The organism is Paraburkholderia sp. IMGN_8, from assembly GCF_038050405.1.
Lineage (GTDB): Bacteria > Pseudomonadota > Gammaproteobacteria > Burkholderiales > Burkholderiaceae > Paraburkholderia.
The window spans coordinates 4372786-4388483 of record NZ_CP150900.1; the positions used below are offsets into that span (position 1 = coordinate 4372786).

Sequence of the window (15698 nt, forward strand, 5' to 3'; positions counted from 1 at the left end):
GCCAGACCTAACACTATGAGAATGGAATCCGTTACCTCAATTGTGACCTACGCTAGCGCGCTGGCGGCCTTTGTGGCAGCCTTATTTTGGTGGTGGGCGTCTGTCGCAACCGTTGAATCGGACTACGACGGAGCGTTTCCGCAAGGCGTAACGTACCTGACATTCCACGGCGGCCGCGGACCAATCCAAAGAGCCAAGAATGGAAAAATTATCGATATAACTGCCACAACGGCATGGCAGGGTCGGTTGAACTCCTTTGCGGCCCAAGCCGCTGCTGTCGCAGCCGTTTTGCAGGGAGTAGCCATAATGCTGCCGAAAGCATAGCGTCGCACGGCCTTTTTACTATGCAGGTCAGATTCCATCCAACCAGTGACCGAATGCGCGCCACGTTACGCGACGACCTGCTTCAGCTAACTTACAGTGAACCCGCCATGAGCACGCGTCAATACTCCCTCGAAGAGCTTCACAGCCAGTTGTCTCTGCGAACGAAGAAAGGTGTGAATTTCCCTGAGGCGCGGCCGTTGATTGCGCACTATTGCTCCACAGGTACGTTAGAGTCGATTCTCAAAAACCAGCAAATTTGGTTTTCAAATCCTCTTTTGATGAACGACTCCGAAGAGTTAGCTTTCGGCATGCTATGGGGCCGGGAGCGTTTTCGCAACCATGAGGGGCTGAAGAAAGCGCTCGGCTCGCGCGAGCATTACGACCTATTCAGGAACCACCTTGAGCATCTCTTCGACGGATTCGAGCGTGAAGGAGCATTTGATGTCTATATCGCCTGCTTTGCGGAGCATCATCCAGATAACCGGGATGGCTCGCTTTCGATGTGGCGCGGGTATGGCGCAAACGGCAATGGCGCTTGCGTTGTGTTCGACACCGCAAAGCTCACTGAGGTACCGTCTTCTCCGCTCATCATCGGGAAAATCGAATACGCGAGCCGAGACATACGGATAGGCTGGATTGACCGGATTCTAGATGTGTTTGGTGAACTGGTTGCTCTCACGGACTTACCGACAGAAGAATTGCACACAGCCGCATGGACACTATTTCAACGGTTGCTCTCCCTTTCTCTGTACACGAAACATGAGGGCTTCCAGGAGGAGCAGGAATGGCGCATTGTGTACATGAAACATCATGACACGGCTAATCTTCTGACTCGCATGCTCGACTATCACATCGGCCCTCGTGGCATCGAACCGAAGCTGAAATTCGATATCAAGCCGCTACCGGGAGCAGCTGATGAATCGGTTCTGATTGACCGACTAGTCCATAGCGTCATCCTCGGCCCGACGGCGGCAGCAGACATTCACCGGAAGTCCGTACTGCGCATGCTGAAGCGGCTTGAACGCGATGCTCTGGCTGCCAGAGTGTTCTCATCGACGATTCCATATCGTTCCAACTAGAATCGAATGCGACCGAGGAGTGCGTCTGGTGCGAGACACAGCTTACTGGCTCAATACTGTGGCCCTTCACGTTCACAGGTAGGGAACTATGGCGAATGTCGTGATTCGTTCAGCTTGACAGTAGCCGCAGTAAATGTAACTGCGTGCGTCGAGATGTTCGTGCTCGTAGATATGCGTGTCAGTCCTCCCGGCTGTATGACCGCATAGGATACGTCGAGAGTCTCGGATATGGGCACCTCACGGGCGTCACCTCGCACAGGGATGTCGCGTCACCCACCCCCAAGGTGTCCACAGGTAGGGCGAAACAAATCTCTCGCCTGTTCCAGCGTCTGTCCATCCGCCGCCCGTGAAGCGGCGGACGGTGCTACCGCGGGGCAGCAGTGCCAGCAGCCACTGAGGGAGGCCTGCGCGCTGCACCGCAGCCCGACCGCTATCATCCAGTCCGCCGTAGCCGAAAAGGCGGGTGGCTTTGGGAATGCGCGCCACGCTGTTGAACTTGGCCATGTAGCGGCCCCAGCGCTTGACCTGCTTGCAGCAAGCGGTCCACGTGGAGCCCCACGCCCACCATCGCGCCAGCTTCTGCTTGTCGAGGATGAAGTCCCGTGGTAACCAGAGCATCAGGTGATAATGGAGCCGACCTTCGCGCTCGAGAACCCAGGTGTAGGGCAGCGCATGGCCGCGGCGTTTCAGGGCCTTGCGTACGCGTTCAAGGAAATCACTGATGTGCCCGGAGCAGAACGCTCCGTTGTCCTCGAACGTCAGCGTCAGCGCGACAGCACGCAGACCCGCCGTTCGTGCCTGACGACGCTGCTCCCGGATAGCTCCCAGCAACCTCTTTCGGGCTCTGGATTTTCGCCTTTTGGTGGCTGGCGTCGCACTAGTTCCAGTCTTTCTGACAAGTTCAGCAAAGCGGGACGTGGACGCTTCGGTACGGGACGGGCAGCAGACTGCCTTCGGCGAAACAGAACACATGGCACACCTCGTATGTATGCCGCTTCAGCCAGATAGTTGTCCTCAGTAATGAAATATGTCCTCCGCGTGCTGAAATGCGGCAGGTTAAAACGTATTCCGCGCCCATACTCGACCGTTCCGGGAGTATCGGCGTGCAAATCCAAGGCCGCCCTGACCCTCAAGGCCCATGCTTGAGACCTCTGCCAGGCGACCTGGGACAAACCGTAGCTGCTCGAACTGGCAGGTCTACGGTATCGACAGGCTATTCAGCAGGAAGCGCTGACGCGCCTTGACTGACAAGCTGCTGGATATCACTGGCCCGCCACGCAACGCAGCGAGGGCCAAGAGAAATCGGCTTTGGATAGCGGCCGCTTTTCACTCCCGCATACCAGGTGGCACGGGAAACGGGAACAATCGTCAGCACTGCCGGAAGGCGCAAAAGATGGTCAAGCTGGGTTTGCATGGGACTATCAAGCGCCAGCGCTGCGGAAAGGTGCAAAAGTACGTCATCCTGAGTTTGCATGCAACTGTCTCCAGAAAAGAAACCCGTGTAGATATCGCCTATCCACGGATACGCCATGGAAATACGGTTTAAATTTGTCCCATCAGCTGCCGGCGTCGGGGCTTGCCGGCAACTGTGGTTGATGAGCGGCAGAAGACGTCAGACGGCTCCCACGTGGACGCACGCCTCGTCGTCGACATCTTCACGCAGGTGGTCCAGATAGTCCGCCCATTGCTGCATCATCTGTCGCCTGACGGCAAGAAATCTCGTGCGGTTATAGGCGTCCCCCAACGAGTCAGGCACGCGGTGGGCCAACTGATGCTCAATCACTTCCGGTGCGAAGCCCAGACCTTCGTGCAGGATGGTCCGCGCCATCGCCCTGAAACCATGGCCCGTGTGCTCGTCGCGGGTGCTGTAACCTGCACGACGCAGGGCAGCGTTCACCGTGCCGCCAGACATCGGCTGGTTCCTGTCCGCCACCCCGGGGAAGACGTACTCCTGTCGGCCGGTGAGCGGATGCAACTCACGCAGGATGGCGATGACCTGCGTTGCCAGCGGAACCAGGTGCAGGACAGACGAACTGGCAGTGGCAGCATCCTCTCGCCTCTTTTCCGGAACGTAATTCCACTCCGCCATCTCCAGGTCGACGTCCTCCCAGCGCATCGTCCGCAATTCACCTGGCCGACAAAAGACATACGGAGCAATCCTCAGGGCGCATTTGACCGCGAAGGTTGCACTGACCGCATCCATCGCGCGGAGCAGAGGTCCGACATCCGCCGGGTCAGTGACGGCGGCAAAGTGACCGGGCGTGGCGGGTGCCAACGCGCCGCCCAGGTAGACGGTGGGGTTGTGTTGCGCCCGTCCGCAGGCGACGGCGTAGTTGAACACCTGAGAGCAGTTCTGCTTCGCCCGGTGCGCGGTGTCGTTGGCGCCTCGGTCCTCGATGCGTCGAAGACACGCCAGCACTTCGGGCGCAGTGATGTCCGCGATAGGGCGGTTGCCCAGCCACGGGAAAATGTCGTTCTGCAGGCGCGCAATGATTTTGTCGCGGTGCGACTTTGCCTTCCTCGACATCATCCGCTCGAACCACTCGCGAGCGACGGCCTCAAAGGTGTTGGCAGCACTCACCAGCCTCGCGGCCTTGATGGCTTTTCTCTGCGCGCTCGGGTCAATGTGGTCGTCCAGCAGTTCGCGCGCCGTGTCGCGCTTTTTGCGGGCCTTTTCCAACATGGTTGTCGGGTATTGGCCTAACGAAATTCGTTTCTCTTTCCCGTCGAACCGATACTTCAGTCGCCAGAGCTTCGAACCTCCGGGAGTCACTTCCAGATAGAGGCCCTTGGTGTCGTAAAGGCGATAGACCTTGTTGCGCGGCTTGGCGTTTTTGATGGCAAGGTCTGTGAGCAGACTGCGAGCGCCGCGCTCTACTGCAACCGGAGGTTGAACAGGGAACAGCGCCACGACATTTGTCGAGCGCACAAAGGTGTCATGCAGGGTTTGCATGTGACTATCTCCATGTAACGCAAACAGCCCCTGGAGATATGTCCTCAATCCACGAAATGCTCGTGGAAATACAGCCTCAATTTTTCCTGGAAGCTGCGGGAGCAGGGCTTACCGGCAGCTTGTCGTCCAGTGACGACAGCGGAAGTATTGCGGGCCATCATCCGCACCGTCAAGCGGTTGTGGCTCATTATTTTCAACTTTCTTCTAATTTTCGCGCAGTTTATCCAAATAGTCCGCCCATTCCTGCATCATTTTTCTCCTGTCTTCGAGGAACCTGGTCCGGTTATAGGCCGTGCCCAGTGGGTCGGGAACGCGATGCGCCAGCTGATGCTCGATGACCTCCGGCGGAATGCCGAGCCGTTCGTGCAGGATGGTGCGAGCCATCGCCCTGAAGCCATGCCCGGTCTGTTCGTCGCGAGTGCTGATGCCCGCTCGCCGCAATGCAACGTTGACCGTGTTGCCCGACATCGGTTGCTTCTTGTCGTGCCTGCCCGGGAACACGTAGTCCCATCGCCCCGTCACCGCCTGCAACTCCCGTAATATCGCGACAGCTTGTGTCGCCAGCGGGACCAGATGAGGCGCCTGCGTCTTACCGACCACATAGCGCCACTCGGCCGCGTCAAGATGGACCTCGTCCCACCGCATCATGCGTAGTTCGGCAGGACGACAAAACAGATACGGCGCGAGCCTGAGCGCGCATCTGACCGGAAAGGTGGCATTCACGTCGTGCATCTTGCGAAGCAGCGGGCCGATTTTTTCCGGCTCCGTGACGGCGGCAAAGTGACCCGGTCGGGCGGGTGGCAGCGCGCCCCTGAGGTGGGCGGCAGGGTTGTTTTGCGTCTTGCCGATGATGACGGCGTACCGGAAGACCGCCGCGCAGTTTTGCATCGCGCGGTGTGCCGTATCGCGCGCCCCGCGCTCCTCAATGCGGCGCAGACAGGCGAGTATCTCGGGCGCGGTGATGTCAGCTATGGGGCGCTTGCCCAGCCAGGGGAAGAGGTCGTTCTCCAGCCGGGCAATGACCTTGTCCTTGTGCGATTTCGCCTTGTCGGCCATCATCCGCCCGAACCAGTCGCGCGCCACGTCCTCGAACGTGTTGGCGGCGCGCTCCAGCCGCGCGGCCCTGGCCGCTTTCCGGTGCGCGCTCGGGTCGACGTCGTTCGCGAGCAGTTTGCGCGCGGCGTCGCGCTTCTCCCGCGCATCCTTGAGGCTCACCTCCGGGTAATGCCCGAACGACAGCCGCTTCTCTTTCCGGTCGTAGCGGTACTTCAGGCGCCAGAGCTTCGACCCGGCCGGCGTAATCTCGAGATACAGGCCGCCGCCGTCCCAGAGGCGCTGGGTCCGCGCCGTCGCGTGGGCATGCTTGATAGCGAAGTCGGTGAGGGACATGGGGGCATCCCGAAGCGAGCGCGGAGGCCTATGCCCCCTATCCTGCTCCGAAAAGCCTCAAGATTCCAGCAGATGCAGTTGGACAACCGTGGATGCAAAAAAGGCCGGAAGCCTTATGGGATAAGGACTTTCCGGCCTTCGCTGGACTTAACCAGACTTGAATGTGGTGGAGAGGAGGAGGATCGAACTCCCGACCTTCGCATTGCGAACGCGACGCTCTCCCAGCTGAGCTACCCCCCCGACGTGCAAATAATTCTAGCACAAGCATTTTCCGTTTTGCCAAGCGCCGCAGCGTGGCAAAACCTCACCTCGAAGGCGCTCCAGCGAGCACCCAATCGACCACCGCGCGAATGTCCGCATCGCTCATCGACTGATGTGCCGGCATCGGAATCATGCCCCATACGCCAGCCCCACCATCCTTTACTTTGCGCGACAGTTTTGCCGGCGCTTGCGTATCGCCCTTGTACTTCGAGGCGACCTGCTGGAACGACGGCCCGACCAGCTTGCGGTCCACCGCGTGACATCCCATACACGCATTCGCATTGGCAACGATCTGACCGCGCGGCACATCGGCCGCCTGCGCCGTCGATGCAAAAGCACAACACAAAGCACTCACAGTCAACACCGCGCTTACGAAAGAAGCCCCCCACTTCATGGCGTCGCCTTCGGATTACCCGGATGCACCGAGTTCGAATTGCTGACCGGGGCCGGCGCCTGCTGTTCGAGCGGTCGCGCACTTACCGACGAATCGGGAATCGCGCCGATCGTCGGAGCGCTGGCGTCCGGTTGCGATGCAGTCACCGGCGCTGTCGCCGCAGCCGCGGCAGCCGCCGTCGCTTCCTGCGGCTGGATGTACTGGAACACCTTCACGACCTGCGTCACGCCCGGCACGCGGCTCGCCACATCCGCGCCGCGATTGCCCTCGTCCATCGTGACGAGGCCCATCAGATACAGCGAGCCACGCTCGGCCACCACCTTGAAGTCGTTCGCCGAAATATTCTTCTCGGCGATCAGGGCGGTCTTCACGCGCGTTTCAAGGTAGGTATCGTTGGTGCGCGACGAGAACGAGCTGGCCGGTGCGATCGCGAGTTCGTTGACGATCGTGTTCACGTTGTTCAGCCCACGCACGATCGTCTCAGCCCGTTGCTTCGATACGTCGCCCGGCACTTCGCCGGTCAGCAGTACGCGCCGGTTGAACACCGTCACGTTGACATGCGCGGCGTCCGGCAAATTCTGGCTGATCTGCGCCAGCGCCTTCACCTGCAACTCGCGATCCTCGGTCTGCGCGCCGAGCGTGCGCCGGTCGGTGGCCACCAGCGCGCCGCCGCCCGCCGCACCGGCAACGGCGAGGAAGCAGCCCTGCAACGTCGCGGACAGTCCTGCCGCAAACCCGACCACCAGCACGGTTCTCACCAGTGTTTTCTTGACGCGGAATACGCTCATCAACTAGCTCCCCTTCGAAATCAGTCTCAGTCTTCGCCCAGCAACATGGCATCGATGCCGTCGCACAGACAATGGATGGTCAGCAAATGCACTTCCTGGATGCGTGCGGTGCGATCGGACGGCACGCACACGTGGATGTCGGTATCGCTCAATACTTCCTGCATGCGCCCGCCGCCCTTGCCGGTCAGCGCGATCACGATCATTTCGCGCTCATGCGCGGCTTCGATCGCGGCCAGCACATTGGCCGAATTGCCGGACGTGGTGATCGCCAGCAGCACGTCGCCCGGCTGTCCGAGCGCCCATACCTGCTTCGAGAAAATCTGCTCGAATGAATAGTCGTTGGCGATCGCGGTCAGCACGGACGTGTCCGTGGTCAGCGCGATCGCCGGCAAGCCCGGACGCTCGCGTTCGAAGCGGCCAATCAGTTCGGCCGCGAAGTGTTGTGCATCGGCCGCCGAGCCGCCGTTGCCGCACGCAAGAATGCGATTGCCGTTGGCAAGCGCGGTGAACATCGTGTCGACCGCAGCAGCGATCGGCATCGACAGGGTTTCGAGGGCTTCGAGTTTGACTGCCGCGCTGTCGCGGAAGTGTTGTTGAATGCGTTCGACTGACATCGAGTCTCTATCTTGTACCGCGAGTGGGCCGCAGCGCGCGGCCGTGTTGTGAAGTCGGGTGGTGCTGATGAACCATGCAGGCAACGCACTGCGTACGCGCAAATACATTGGAAAACGCGCTGCTTCCTGTGTTGCCGGCGTCGTGCATGTGCCTCGCACGCGAGCGCAAGTTTATCGCACTCATGCATGATCTCAGCGCACCGCGTCAGACTTCGTCGGCGCGAAACGCATCGCGCAGCCAGACAAGCCGGCCCGCTTCGAACGCAATCACGTCGAAACGGCACGCGGGCTCATCGCGCGAATGCCGGCTGCGGGTCGCCAGATAGTGCCGCGCGGCGCGCACGAGGCGCTGCTTCTTATGCCACCCGATGCTCGCCGCCGCGCCGCCATAGTGCCGCTGCGCACGCGCGCGAACTTCGACGAACACCAGCGCGCCGTCACGCTCGCGCATCACGAGATCAATCTCGCCGCCCCGGCACAACACATTGCGCGCAACAAAACGCAAACGCTGTCGCTGCAGAAATTCCAGCGCACGCGCCTCAAAAGCGGCGCCGACGAATTTGGACCCAGCAGGTCTCAAAAAGTTGTGCGCATTGACCGGGGTGCTTGCCGGCGTTGCATCGGCGCGGTGCCGCGCCGGCCGCGAGTCCGGCTGTGAGTCGCCCGGCTCGCGCGCCGCTGCGTGGCACAATGACGGCCTCGTTCTGTCTGTCTGCGTCTTCTGCCTCATGACTCCTCTCTCCGAACTCGCGCAAGGGCAGCAGTACCCCACTGCCGCGCTGTATGTGGTGGCTACGCCGATCGGCAACATCGCCGACGTCACGCTGCGCGCGCTGCATGTGCTCGGGCTGGTGGACCGCATCGCCGCCGAAGACACCCGCAACACTGGCCAGCTGCTCGCGCGCTACGGCATCTCGAAGCCGCTTGTGGCGGTTCATCAGCACAACGAGCGGGAGGCGGCGCGGCGCCTGATCGAACATCTGCAAGCGGGCGAACGCGTGGCGTACGTTTCGGATGCGGGCACGCCAGGCATCTCGGACCCCGGCGCCAAACTCGTCGACGCAGTACGCGAAGCGGGCTTCCCGGTGATTCCGCTGCCCGGCGCAAGCGCCCTCGCGACCGCGTTGAGCGCAGCCGGCGACTGGGTCGCGACGTTCTCGTTCCTCGGCTTTCTGCCGCCGAAAGCAAAGCAACGCGCGGCGACGCTGCAAGCGCTCGCGACGCATCCGCACGCGATGGTGTTCTACGAAGCGCCGCACCGGATCGTCGAAACGGTGCAGGCACTGGCCGACGCGCTCGGCGGCGAACGCAAGCTGCTGATCGCACGGGAATTGACGAAGTTACATGAAGCGCTGCATCGCGGCACCCTGGCCGAAGGGCCAGCGTGGCTCGCCGCCGATCCGAACCGGCAACGCGGTGAATTTGTGCTGGTAGTCGAAGGCGCGCAGCCGGAAGCCGCCGGCGAACACGATCACGACGCGCTGCTGGGCATCCTGCTGGAAGAGTTGACAGTGAGTAGCGCGGCGAAAGTCGCGGCGGCCATCACCGGTGCGTCGCGCAACGCGCTGTACACGCGCGCGTTGGCGCTGAAGAAGGACGAATAAAAACAAAGGGCCGCGCGAGGCGGCCCTTTGACTTGAATCTTTTAAAGACCCGGCGCGCAGTGTTGCGTGCTGGTCCGCTCGCCGGCGTGGCGGACGCACCCGAAGCGCGCCCGCCGCCGTCAACTTACTTCTCGGCGCTCGAAACCGAGTTCGACGCCAGCATTTCGTTACGTGCAGCCCTTGCTTCCTGCTGCGTCAGACCTTCGATCTTGACCCGCGCCGTACCGGCATGGCGCATGTTGAGCACGTTCGCAGCGGCCATCGACAGGTCGATTACCCGGCCGCGCGCGTACGGCCCGCGGTCGTTGATGCGCACGACGACCGAGCGCGAGGTGGTCGGATTGGTGACACGCACATACGATCCGAGCGGCAACGTACGATGCGCCGCGGTCAGCGCATGCATGTCGTAACGCTCACCGTTGGCGGTACGGCGGCCATGGAAGCCGCGGCCGTACCACGAGGCGCGGCCGGTTTCACGATAGTTCGAAATGCTGGGACCATCGTCCGTCAGAGGTTCCGCATCGGCTAGCGATGTGCCTTTGGCGGCTGCATCGGATGCCTGTGCGCCACTGAAGGCTTGCGGCCCAAACGAGCCCGCTTGCGCATTCTTGTTGCTGAGCGGCATGCCGCTTGCGGAGGTGTTGCTGGCGCCAGGAGGCGTCGCACAGCCGACCAGCACAAAAAAGGCAAAAAGACTCCCTAGACCACGGGTTAACCGAGTTTTCATAAGACGTGCAATCACGTTGTCGAGCCGCATCACGCGAAAGTTGAGCGTGTTGCCTGCGACTCCGGCGGCAACGGACGACAACGCGCCGCGCAGACGAGCGCAGTACGTAGAAGCCCGGATGCGGCTCACACAGCCGCTACCGCACGGTTAATTTTCACGTCTGGCGCAACCTGTCCCCGGCAGCCTGACCAGACCCCACATGCCGCCATCGAACGTGGCAAACACGTTCTTGCGCGCGGAACTCAGCGCGCAGGAACGGCGGCGTAGGCCCCACCCAGCGTCACGGCAGTTAAGTCCGTTGCAGGCGCGCGGCGCCTGGCTGGGTAAGACGTGTGCATCGAACGCTTCGATACTGGATTGCCGTCGATAAAACGCGACGGCACATACTTGAGTGGCAATCCGCGTTCCCATTTTTGATGGGGACGCATCGCCTTGTGACGGCACGGTTTCCCGTGCACTGGGGGCATTATACCCAAAAGATATTTTCAGGATGGCAAGCGACTGAAAACCTTGATGATTTTTCACTATCGCTGCAAAAATGGGCAAGCAACAGCCCGCCGCAACTAGGCCTCGACGCCCCCGGCGGGGGTAGGCGAGACGCCGGTACAATCAACGTTTTTCCAGCGGCGCCGTCATCCATGAAAGTCACCTTGATCCCTGTCACGCCGTTCCAGCAGAACAGCTCGCTGCTTGTTTGCGAGGCGACCGGGCGCGCAGCCGTCGTCGATCCAGGCGGTGACCTCGACGTCATTCAGGGCGAGATCGTGCGCCAGAACGTGACGGTCGAAAAAGTTTTCCTGACGCACGGGCACATCGATCACTGCGCGGGCGCGAAGACACTCGCCATGCACTACGGCGTGCCGATCGAAGGTCCGCATCCCGACGAGCGCTTCTGGCTCGACAAGCTGCCGGATCAAAGCACGCGCTTCGGCTTCCCAGCCGCCGACGCGTTCGAGCCGGACAGTTGGCTGCAAAACGGCGACACCGTGCAGTTCGGCGACGAAACCCTCGAGGTCTATCACTGCCCGGGCCATACGCCCGGACACGTGGTGTTCTTCAGCCGCAAGCATCGGCTCGCGCTGGTGGGCGACGTGCTGTTCGCCGGCTCGATCGGCCGCACTGATTTTCCGCGCGGCAATCATGCCGATCTGGTGCGCTCGATCCGCGAGAAACTCTGGCCGCTCGGCGACGATGTCACCTTTGTCCCCGGTCACGGACCGACTTCGACGTTCGGCGCCGAGCGCCGCACCAATCCGTACGTCGCGGACGGAGTAGAAGCATGAGCGGCGAAATCTACGTGAGCACCGACGTCGAAGCGGACGGCCCGATTCCCGGCCCGCATTCGATGCTCAGTTTCGCCTCCGCCGCCTACACGGAAGACAAGCAGCTGATCGCCACTTTCTCGGTCAATCTCGAATTGCTCGAAGGCGCCGCCCCGCATCCGGTGCAGGCTGCGTGGTGGAAGACGCAGCCCGACGCATGGGAGGCCTGCCGCAAGGATTTGCAGCAGCCGGAAACGGCGTTGACTGCCTACGTCGAATGGGTCGAGGCATTGCCGGGCAAGCCGGTGTTCGTGGCAATGCCGGCCGGCTTCGACTTCACCTATATGTTCTGGTACATGATGCGGTTTGCGGGCCGCTGCCCGTTTTCCTGGTCGGCGCTCGACATCAAGACGCTGGCCTTCGCGATGACCGGCCTGCCGTACCGCAAGAACATCAAGCCGCGCTTTCCAAAGCACTGGTTCGACGATCATCCGCACACCCACGTCGCGCTCGACGACGCGATCGAACAGGGCGCGCTCTTCTGCAACATGCTCAAGGAGCTGCGCGCGACTCAGGCGGCAACTGCCGCAGCCGGCAAAGATGGGGACGGCTCAGGACAAAACACCACTGAGGAACCAGCAAATTAGGGAATCTCCCTCGCCGAAGCCGTTTTACATTGCGTTTCGTTTTCGCGCCCTCTACCATGCGTTGATACGGCGACGCAAACGGAGGCGCAGTTGACACTCGATACGTTCTCTCAAAAAATCCTGCGCCTGCTGCAGCTCGACGCACGCCGCTCCGTGCAAGAGATTTCCGACCAGGTCGGCCTGTCGAGCACACCGTGCTGGCGGCGCATCAAGGACATGGAGCAATCGGGGGTGATCCAGCGCTACACGGCGTTGCTCGATCGCGAAAAGCTCGGGCTGCACGTCTGCGCGCTCGCGCATATCCATCTGACGCGTCACACCGAAGGTGGGGTCGAACAGTTCGAGCGCGAAATCGCCACCTGCCCGGAAGTCACCGAGTGTTACAGCACGACCGGCGAATCCGATTACATCCTCAAGATCGTGGCGCCGGACATCAAGGCGTACGACAGTTTTCTGCACGAACGCATCTTCAAGATTCCAGCCGTTGCACAGGTGCGCACGAGCGTCGTGCTACGCGAAATCAAATTCGACACGCAATTGCCGCTATGACACCGTGAAGCCGAGCCTGGCGCGGACTTTTCGGTTCAACGCCATGGCGGTGCGTTCAAGCGGCGTTGTGCGGCTCCGCGAGGTTGGGGTGCGCGATAGCCTCGCCGGTCGTGGCTTCCTGCGTGGAGACGGTTTCGGCCGGCGTCGCGTCCAATGCCTGTACCACGTCGAGCTTGCGCGCGCCCAGGCGGTGTTTGAGCGCAACCAGGTCGACGCGCACCAGCCTCTGCGCGTCGCTTTCGACAGCGCGCGAATCGTCGGGCGGTAAGGTCACTTCGACATCCAGCCCCGTGCTCAGGTAGTGGATATTGACCCCCGCAGCCTTCATGCCGCCCTCGGCAAACGCTGCGTCGACTTCAGCGACGACCCGCTCGCGCGTCGGCAGGTTGACCGGCGGCCGCGCGACTGCATCGTTTTCCGGGTCGACATGGATTAGTGCGTCGAGCACGCGGTTGTCGGTCAGCACACGCAAGCGCGCAGCCTCCGCGATGTAATGCCCTTCCGATACCGAGATCAGCGGATCGACCAGAATGTGTGCGTCGACGAGCGCGAAATCGCCCATCTTGCGCGTGCGCAGTTCGTGCACGTCGCATACGCCGGGCGTCGATAGCAACAGCGCGCGCACGTCGGCGGCCGCGGATTCGTCGAGCGCGCGGTCCGACAGATCCTGCAGCGCGTCCCAGCCGAACGTCCAACCCATGCGCGCCACCATGAAGCCGACAATCGCCGCGGCAATCGGATCGAGCAGACGCACACCCGCGAGGCTGCCGATAATACCGATCGCCACCACCAGCGACGACGCCGCATCCGAACGCGCGTGCCAAGCGTTCGCGATCAACATCGCCGAACGCACGCGCTGCGCTTCGCGCAGCATGTAGCGAAACAGGCTCTCTTTGGAAATCAACACCAGCACGGCGACCGCGAGCGCGCTCATATGCACGGCGGGGATGTTCTGCAAATCGGCGAGACGCGTGCCTGCGCGCCATAACATGCCGACGCCTACCGCGATCAGCAGTCCGCCCAGAAATAATGAAGCGACGGTTTCATAGCGGCTGTGTCCGTAATTGTGATCTGCGTCGGGCTTCGCGCCGCTGTGCCGATTGGCGATCAGTACGACAAAATCGGAAATCAGATCGGCAAGCGAATGGACACCGTCTGCGACCAGCGCTTGAGAATGCGCAAAGACGCCGATGACGATTTGCAGCGTCATCAGCACCATATTCACCGCGATACTGACAAAGGTACTTTTGCGCGCAACGCGATGTTTCTCGGCGGACTGGGCGGTGATAGTGGAAGGCATCTGAAGCTACGAGAAAAGTTCAATGCCCGCATTCTACCCGGCGCGTCTCGAAAACACGTCGCCATGGAATAAAAATTTCCTTTTAAATCAGATGCTTATCTAAACGAAAAGCATTCGCGTTCCAGCTGTATGGAACACGTGTAACACAAATCCGTGTCAATTCGCCGGCGCAGTAATAAAAAAACCGCGCCCTGAACGGTACGCGGTTTTCTCTGTCAGCAGCGGCGCGGTAAAGGCGCCACTGGTGTACGGCATTACTTCTGGATCAGAAACTTCTCACGATCGAGGCCTGCGATCCAGCGCGGCGGCTTGCCACGACCCGACCACGTGCTGCCGCTGTCCGGGTCGCGATATTTCGGCGCAACACCAGCACGCGGACGACCGGCTTTAGCGCCCTTGGCTGCACGGCCGCCGCCGAGTTCGCTCAGCGTAATGCCGTAATCGGCCATTTTCTGCTTGATCTCATTCAACACTTCCGCGTATTCACGCGACTTCGCTTCTTCGATCTGCTTTTCGAGCTTCTCGCGCTGGGCGAGTAGTTCCTTGTAGGAAGACATAGGTTCCCTTGTGATATGGATAAATGACTGCCAGTCTTAAGCCGGCTTGCCCTTTGAAGGTGTTCATGCCTCGGAATTTGCAGGCGAGATTAACACAAAATAGAAAAACTGCAAAAGTCACTTCGTAAAATTAATCATATTTCGTTTCAAAAAATTTCCTTCGAACACGGTGTTACGCACAGTCTTTCAAATGGCTGATTTCGTCTTTTGCAGAAAACTCGTCGCGGCGTTTCCGTAATTATGGGATTAATTATCAAAACATGAAAATTAAGATGCATATTTCGCGCCAACATTTCATGCCATGAAAGCTTTAACATGAAGTCACGAAGCATATTGCGATAGATGCCCACGCCGTTATTGCGATATCCGTGTTTCCCCGAACGGCAATCAAAGCCTAATTAGCGTGGCGTTGGATGCAATCTTCGAGCGCGGTGTGCAAGGTTTCGGTGTCGTGTATGGCGTCGTCGAAAATGAAACGCGTGCGCGCACCGTCTTGTTTCAGATCGACGCCATATCGATCGACGCCAAGCAACTGGAGTTTGGCGGCGCGCGCCGAATGCTTTGTGAAGTGCTCGATCAACGCGTTCTCTTCATCGAAGCCGAGCGGCGCCAGCGGATCGAGTTCGGCGCCGTCGAGCCATCCCATCGCGCCGAAGCCGCCGATGTAGCGCAGCCTTTCAAGCCTCATCACCCAGAACGTGAAGTCGCCGAGAACCAGATAGCGTTCGGCGTCCGGGTGATAGCGCAGATAGCGATCCACGACCTCGGGCGTCGAGTCGACCGGTTCGAAGGTGCCGAGCAAGGTGACGCGCTGGCCGCTCTGCACGTCGCCATCGGGCGCGTCGACGGCCAGAAAACCGGCGCGCGGGTCGGCGTGCAGGTTGTGCGTATGCTCGGCGAGCTGGCTCACGAGAATTGTCGGACGGTGCCGCGGGTCCGGGGCGAACGGCAGCACCGACGGGTAGGGAAAGCCTTGCGGCTGGCGCGCATGGGTCGCAAGCGTGCCGACTGCGGCCGTATGCAGCAGATGCAGCGGAGCGTGGGCGGGAATGTTCAAGTGGGCGCTCCTCGATGGATGGCCGGCAAAATAACCAACGAACGAATTGCAGGCGGGTGCTGCTCTCCTCTCACGCCGCCCCGAATAATCGTAAATACTAGATCACCGCGCGCCGAGCAGAGGGCGGCATGCTTCGATAGAATCGAAAATTCGCTTTCAACGCGCTTTCTTCCGGCGTTCTCTTCCTCGACGA

Annotated in this window: 17 protein-coding genes and 1 tRNA gene; 5 read left to right on the top strand and 13 right to left on the bottom strand. The window is 60.7% G+C overall.

Features of this window, described 5'->3' with window-relative positions; translation table 11 throughout:
- Window positions 1–431 precede the first annotated feature (431 nt).
- Window positions 432–1403 carry a DUF2971 domain-containing protein gene (locus WN982_RS19890; protein ID WP_341313606.1) on the top strand — a complete coding sequence of 324 codons (972 nt, stop codon included), beginning with the start codon at window positions 432–434 and terminating at the stop codon, window positions 1401–1403.
- A gap of 246 nt (window positions 1404–1649) precedes the next feature.
- Here WN982_RS19890 and WN982_RS19895 read toward each other — a convergent pair whose 3' ends face one another.
- The 9 genes from WN982_RS19895 to WN982_RS19935 all read right to left on the bottom strand — a co-directional run bounded on the left by WN982_RS19895 (window position 1650) and on the right by WN982_RS19935 (window position 8532).
- Window positions 1650–2234 carry a hypothetical protein gene (locus WN982_RS19895; protein WP_341313607.1) on the bottom strand — a complete coding sequence of 195 codons (585 nt, stop codon included), beginning with the start codon at window positions 2232–2234 and terminating at the stop codon, window positions 1650–1652.
- A 382-nt stretch (window positions 2235–2616) separates the two neighbouring features.
- A complete protein-coding gene (locus WN982_RS19900) occupies window positions 2617–2877 on the bottom strand; it encodes an AlpA family phage regulatory protein (RefSeq protein ID WP_341313608.1) in 261 nt (86 codons plus the stop codon).
- A gap of 138 nt (window positions 2878–3015) precedes the next feature.
- Complete coding sequence (locus WN982_RS19905; protein WP_341313609.1) at window positions 3016–4356, bottom strand: integrase arm-type DNA-binding domain-containing protein; 1341 nt, start codon at window positions 4354–4356, stop codon at window positions 3016–3018.
- A gap of 204 nt (window positions 4357–4560) precedes the next feature.
- Entirely contained in the window at window positions 4561–5745 is a 1185-nt protein-coding gene (locus WN982_RS19910; protein ID WP_341313610.1) for an integrase arm-type DNA-binding domain-containing protein, read from the bottom strand.
- Between the two features lie 164 nt (window positions 5746–5909).
- A tRNA-Ala gene (locus tag WN982_RS19915) sits at window positions 5910–5985 on the bottom strand.
- Window positions 5986–6049: 64 nt separating this feature from the next.
- Window positions 6050–6400 (bottom strand): c-type cytochrome, encoded by a 351-nt coding sequence (locus tag WN982_RS19920; protein WP_341313611.1) that lies wholly within the window; start codon window positions 6398–6400, stop codon window positions 6050–6052.
- A complete protein-coding gene (locus WN982_RS19925; protein WP_341313612.1) occupies window positions 6397–7188 on the bottom strand; it encodes a BON domain-containing protein in 792 nt (263 codons plus the stop codon). Before WN982_RS19925 ends, WN982_RS19920 begins: the two co-directional genes overlap by 4 nt.
- 26 nt (window positions 7189–7214) lie before the next feature.
- Complete coding sequence (locus WN982_RS19930; protein ID WP_341313613.1) at window positions 7215–7802, bottom strand: phosphoheptose isomerase; 588 nt, start codon at window positions 7800–7802, stop codon at window positions 7215–7217.
- Window positions 7803–8007: 205 nt separating this feature from the next.
- Window positions 8008–8532, bottom strand: coding sequence for a YraN family protein (locus WN982_RS19935; protein ID WP_341313614.1), 525 nt, complete (start codon window positions 8530–8532; stop codon window positions 8008–8010).
- Between WN982_RS19935 and rsmI the strand changes: the two genes are divergently transcribed.
- Window positions 8531–9406 (top strand): 16S rRNA (cytidine(1402)-2'-O)-methyltransferase, encoded by an 876-nt coding sequence (rsmI, locus tag WN982_RS19940; protein ID WP_341313615.1) that lies wholly within the window; start codon window positions 8531–8533, stop codon window positions 9404–9406. The two genes, WN982_RS19935 and rsmI, sit on opposite strands and share 2 nt — an antisense overlap.
- Window positions 9407–9530: 124 nt before the next feature.
- On the opposite strand, the gene WN982_RS19945 is transcribed toward rsmI, so the two are convergent.
- On the bottom strand, window positions 9531–10163 hold the full coding sequence (locus WN982_RS19945) for a septal ring lytic transglycosylase RlpA family protein (protein WP_341315850.1): 633 nt from the start codon (window positions 10161–10163) through the stop codon (window positions 9531–9533).
- 608 nt (window positions 10164–10771) lie between these two features.
- Between WN982_RS19945 and WN982_RS19950 the strand changes: the two genes are divergently transcribed.
- The 3 genes from WN982_RS19950 to WN982_RS19960 all read left to right on the top strand — a co-directional run bounded on the left by WN982_RS19950 (window position 10772) and on the right by WN982_RS19960 (window position 12591).
- On the top strand, window positions 10772–11416 hold the full coding sequence (locus WN982_RS19950) for an MBL fold metallo-hydrolase (protein ID WP_341313616.1): 645 nt from the start codon (window positions 10772–10774) through the stop codon (window positions 11414–11416).
- The gene (locus WN982_RS19955; protein ID WP_341313617.1) at window positions 11413–12042 is read left to right on the top strand and encodes an exonuclease; all 630 of its coding nucleotides are present in this window, start codon (window positions 11413–11415) and stop codon (window positions 12040–12042) included. Before WN982_RS19950 ends, WN982_RS19955 begins: the two co-directional genes overlap by 4 nt.
- A 90-nt stretch (window positions 12043–12132) precedes the next feature.
- Window positions 12133–12591: an Lrp/AsnC family transcriptional regulator gene (locus WN982_RS19960; protein ID WP_012431468.1), complete on the top strand. Its 459-nt coding sequence runs from the start codon at window positions 12133–12135 to the stop codon at window positions 12589–12591.
- 55 nt (window positions 12592–12646) lie between these two features.
- Here the strand turns inward: WN982_RS19960 and WN982_RS19965 are convergent, their stop codons facing one another.
- The 3 genes from WN982_RS19965 to WN982_RS19975 form a co-directional block, all read right to left on the bottom strand.
- Window positions 12647–13891, bottom strand: coding sequence for a cation diffusion facilitator family transporter (locus WN982_RS19965; protein ID WP_341313618.1), 1245 nt, complete (start codon window positions 13889–13891; stop codon window positions 12647–12649).
- A 254-nt stretch (window positions 13892–14145) separates the two neighbouring features.
- Window positions 14146–14448 (bottom strand): H-NS histone family protein, encoded by a 303-nt coding sequence (locus WN982_RS19970; RefSeq protein ID WP_115099403.1) that lies wholly within the window; start codon window positions 14446–14448, stop codon window positions 14146–14148.
- Between the two features lie 394 nt (window positions 14449–14842).
- A complete protein-coding gene (locus WN982_RS19975; protein WP_341313619.1) occupies window positions 14843–15505 on the bottom strand; it encodes a pyridoxamine 5'-phosphate oxidase family protein in 663 nt (220 codons plus the stop codon).
- Window positions 15506–15698: the final 193 nt, after the last annotated feature.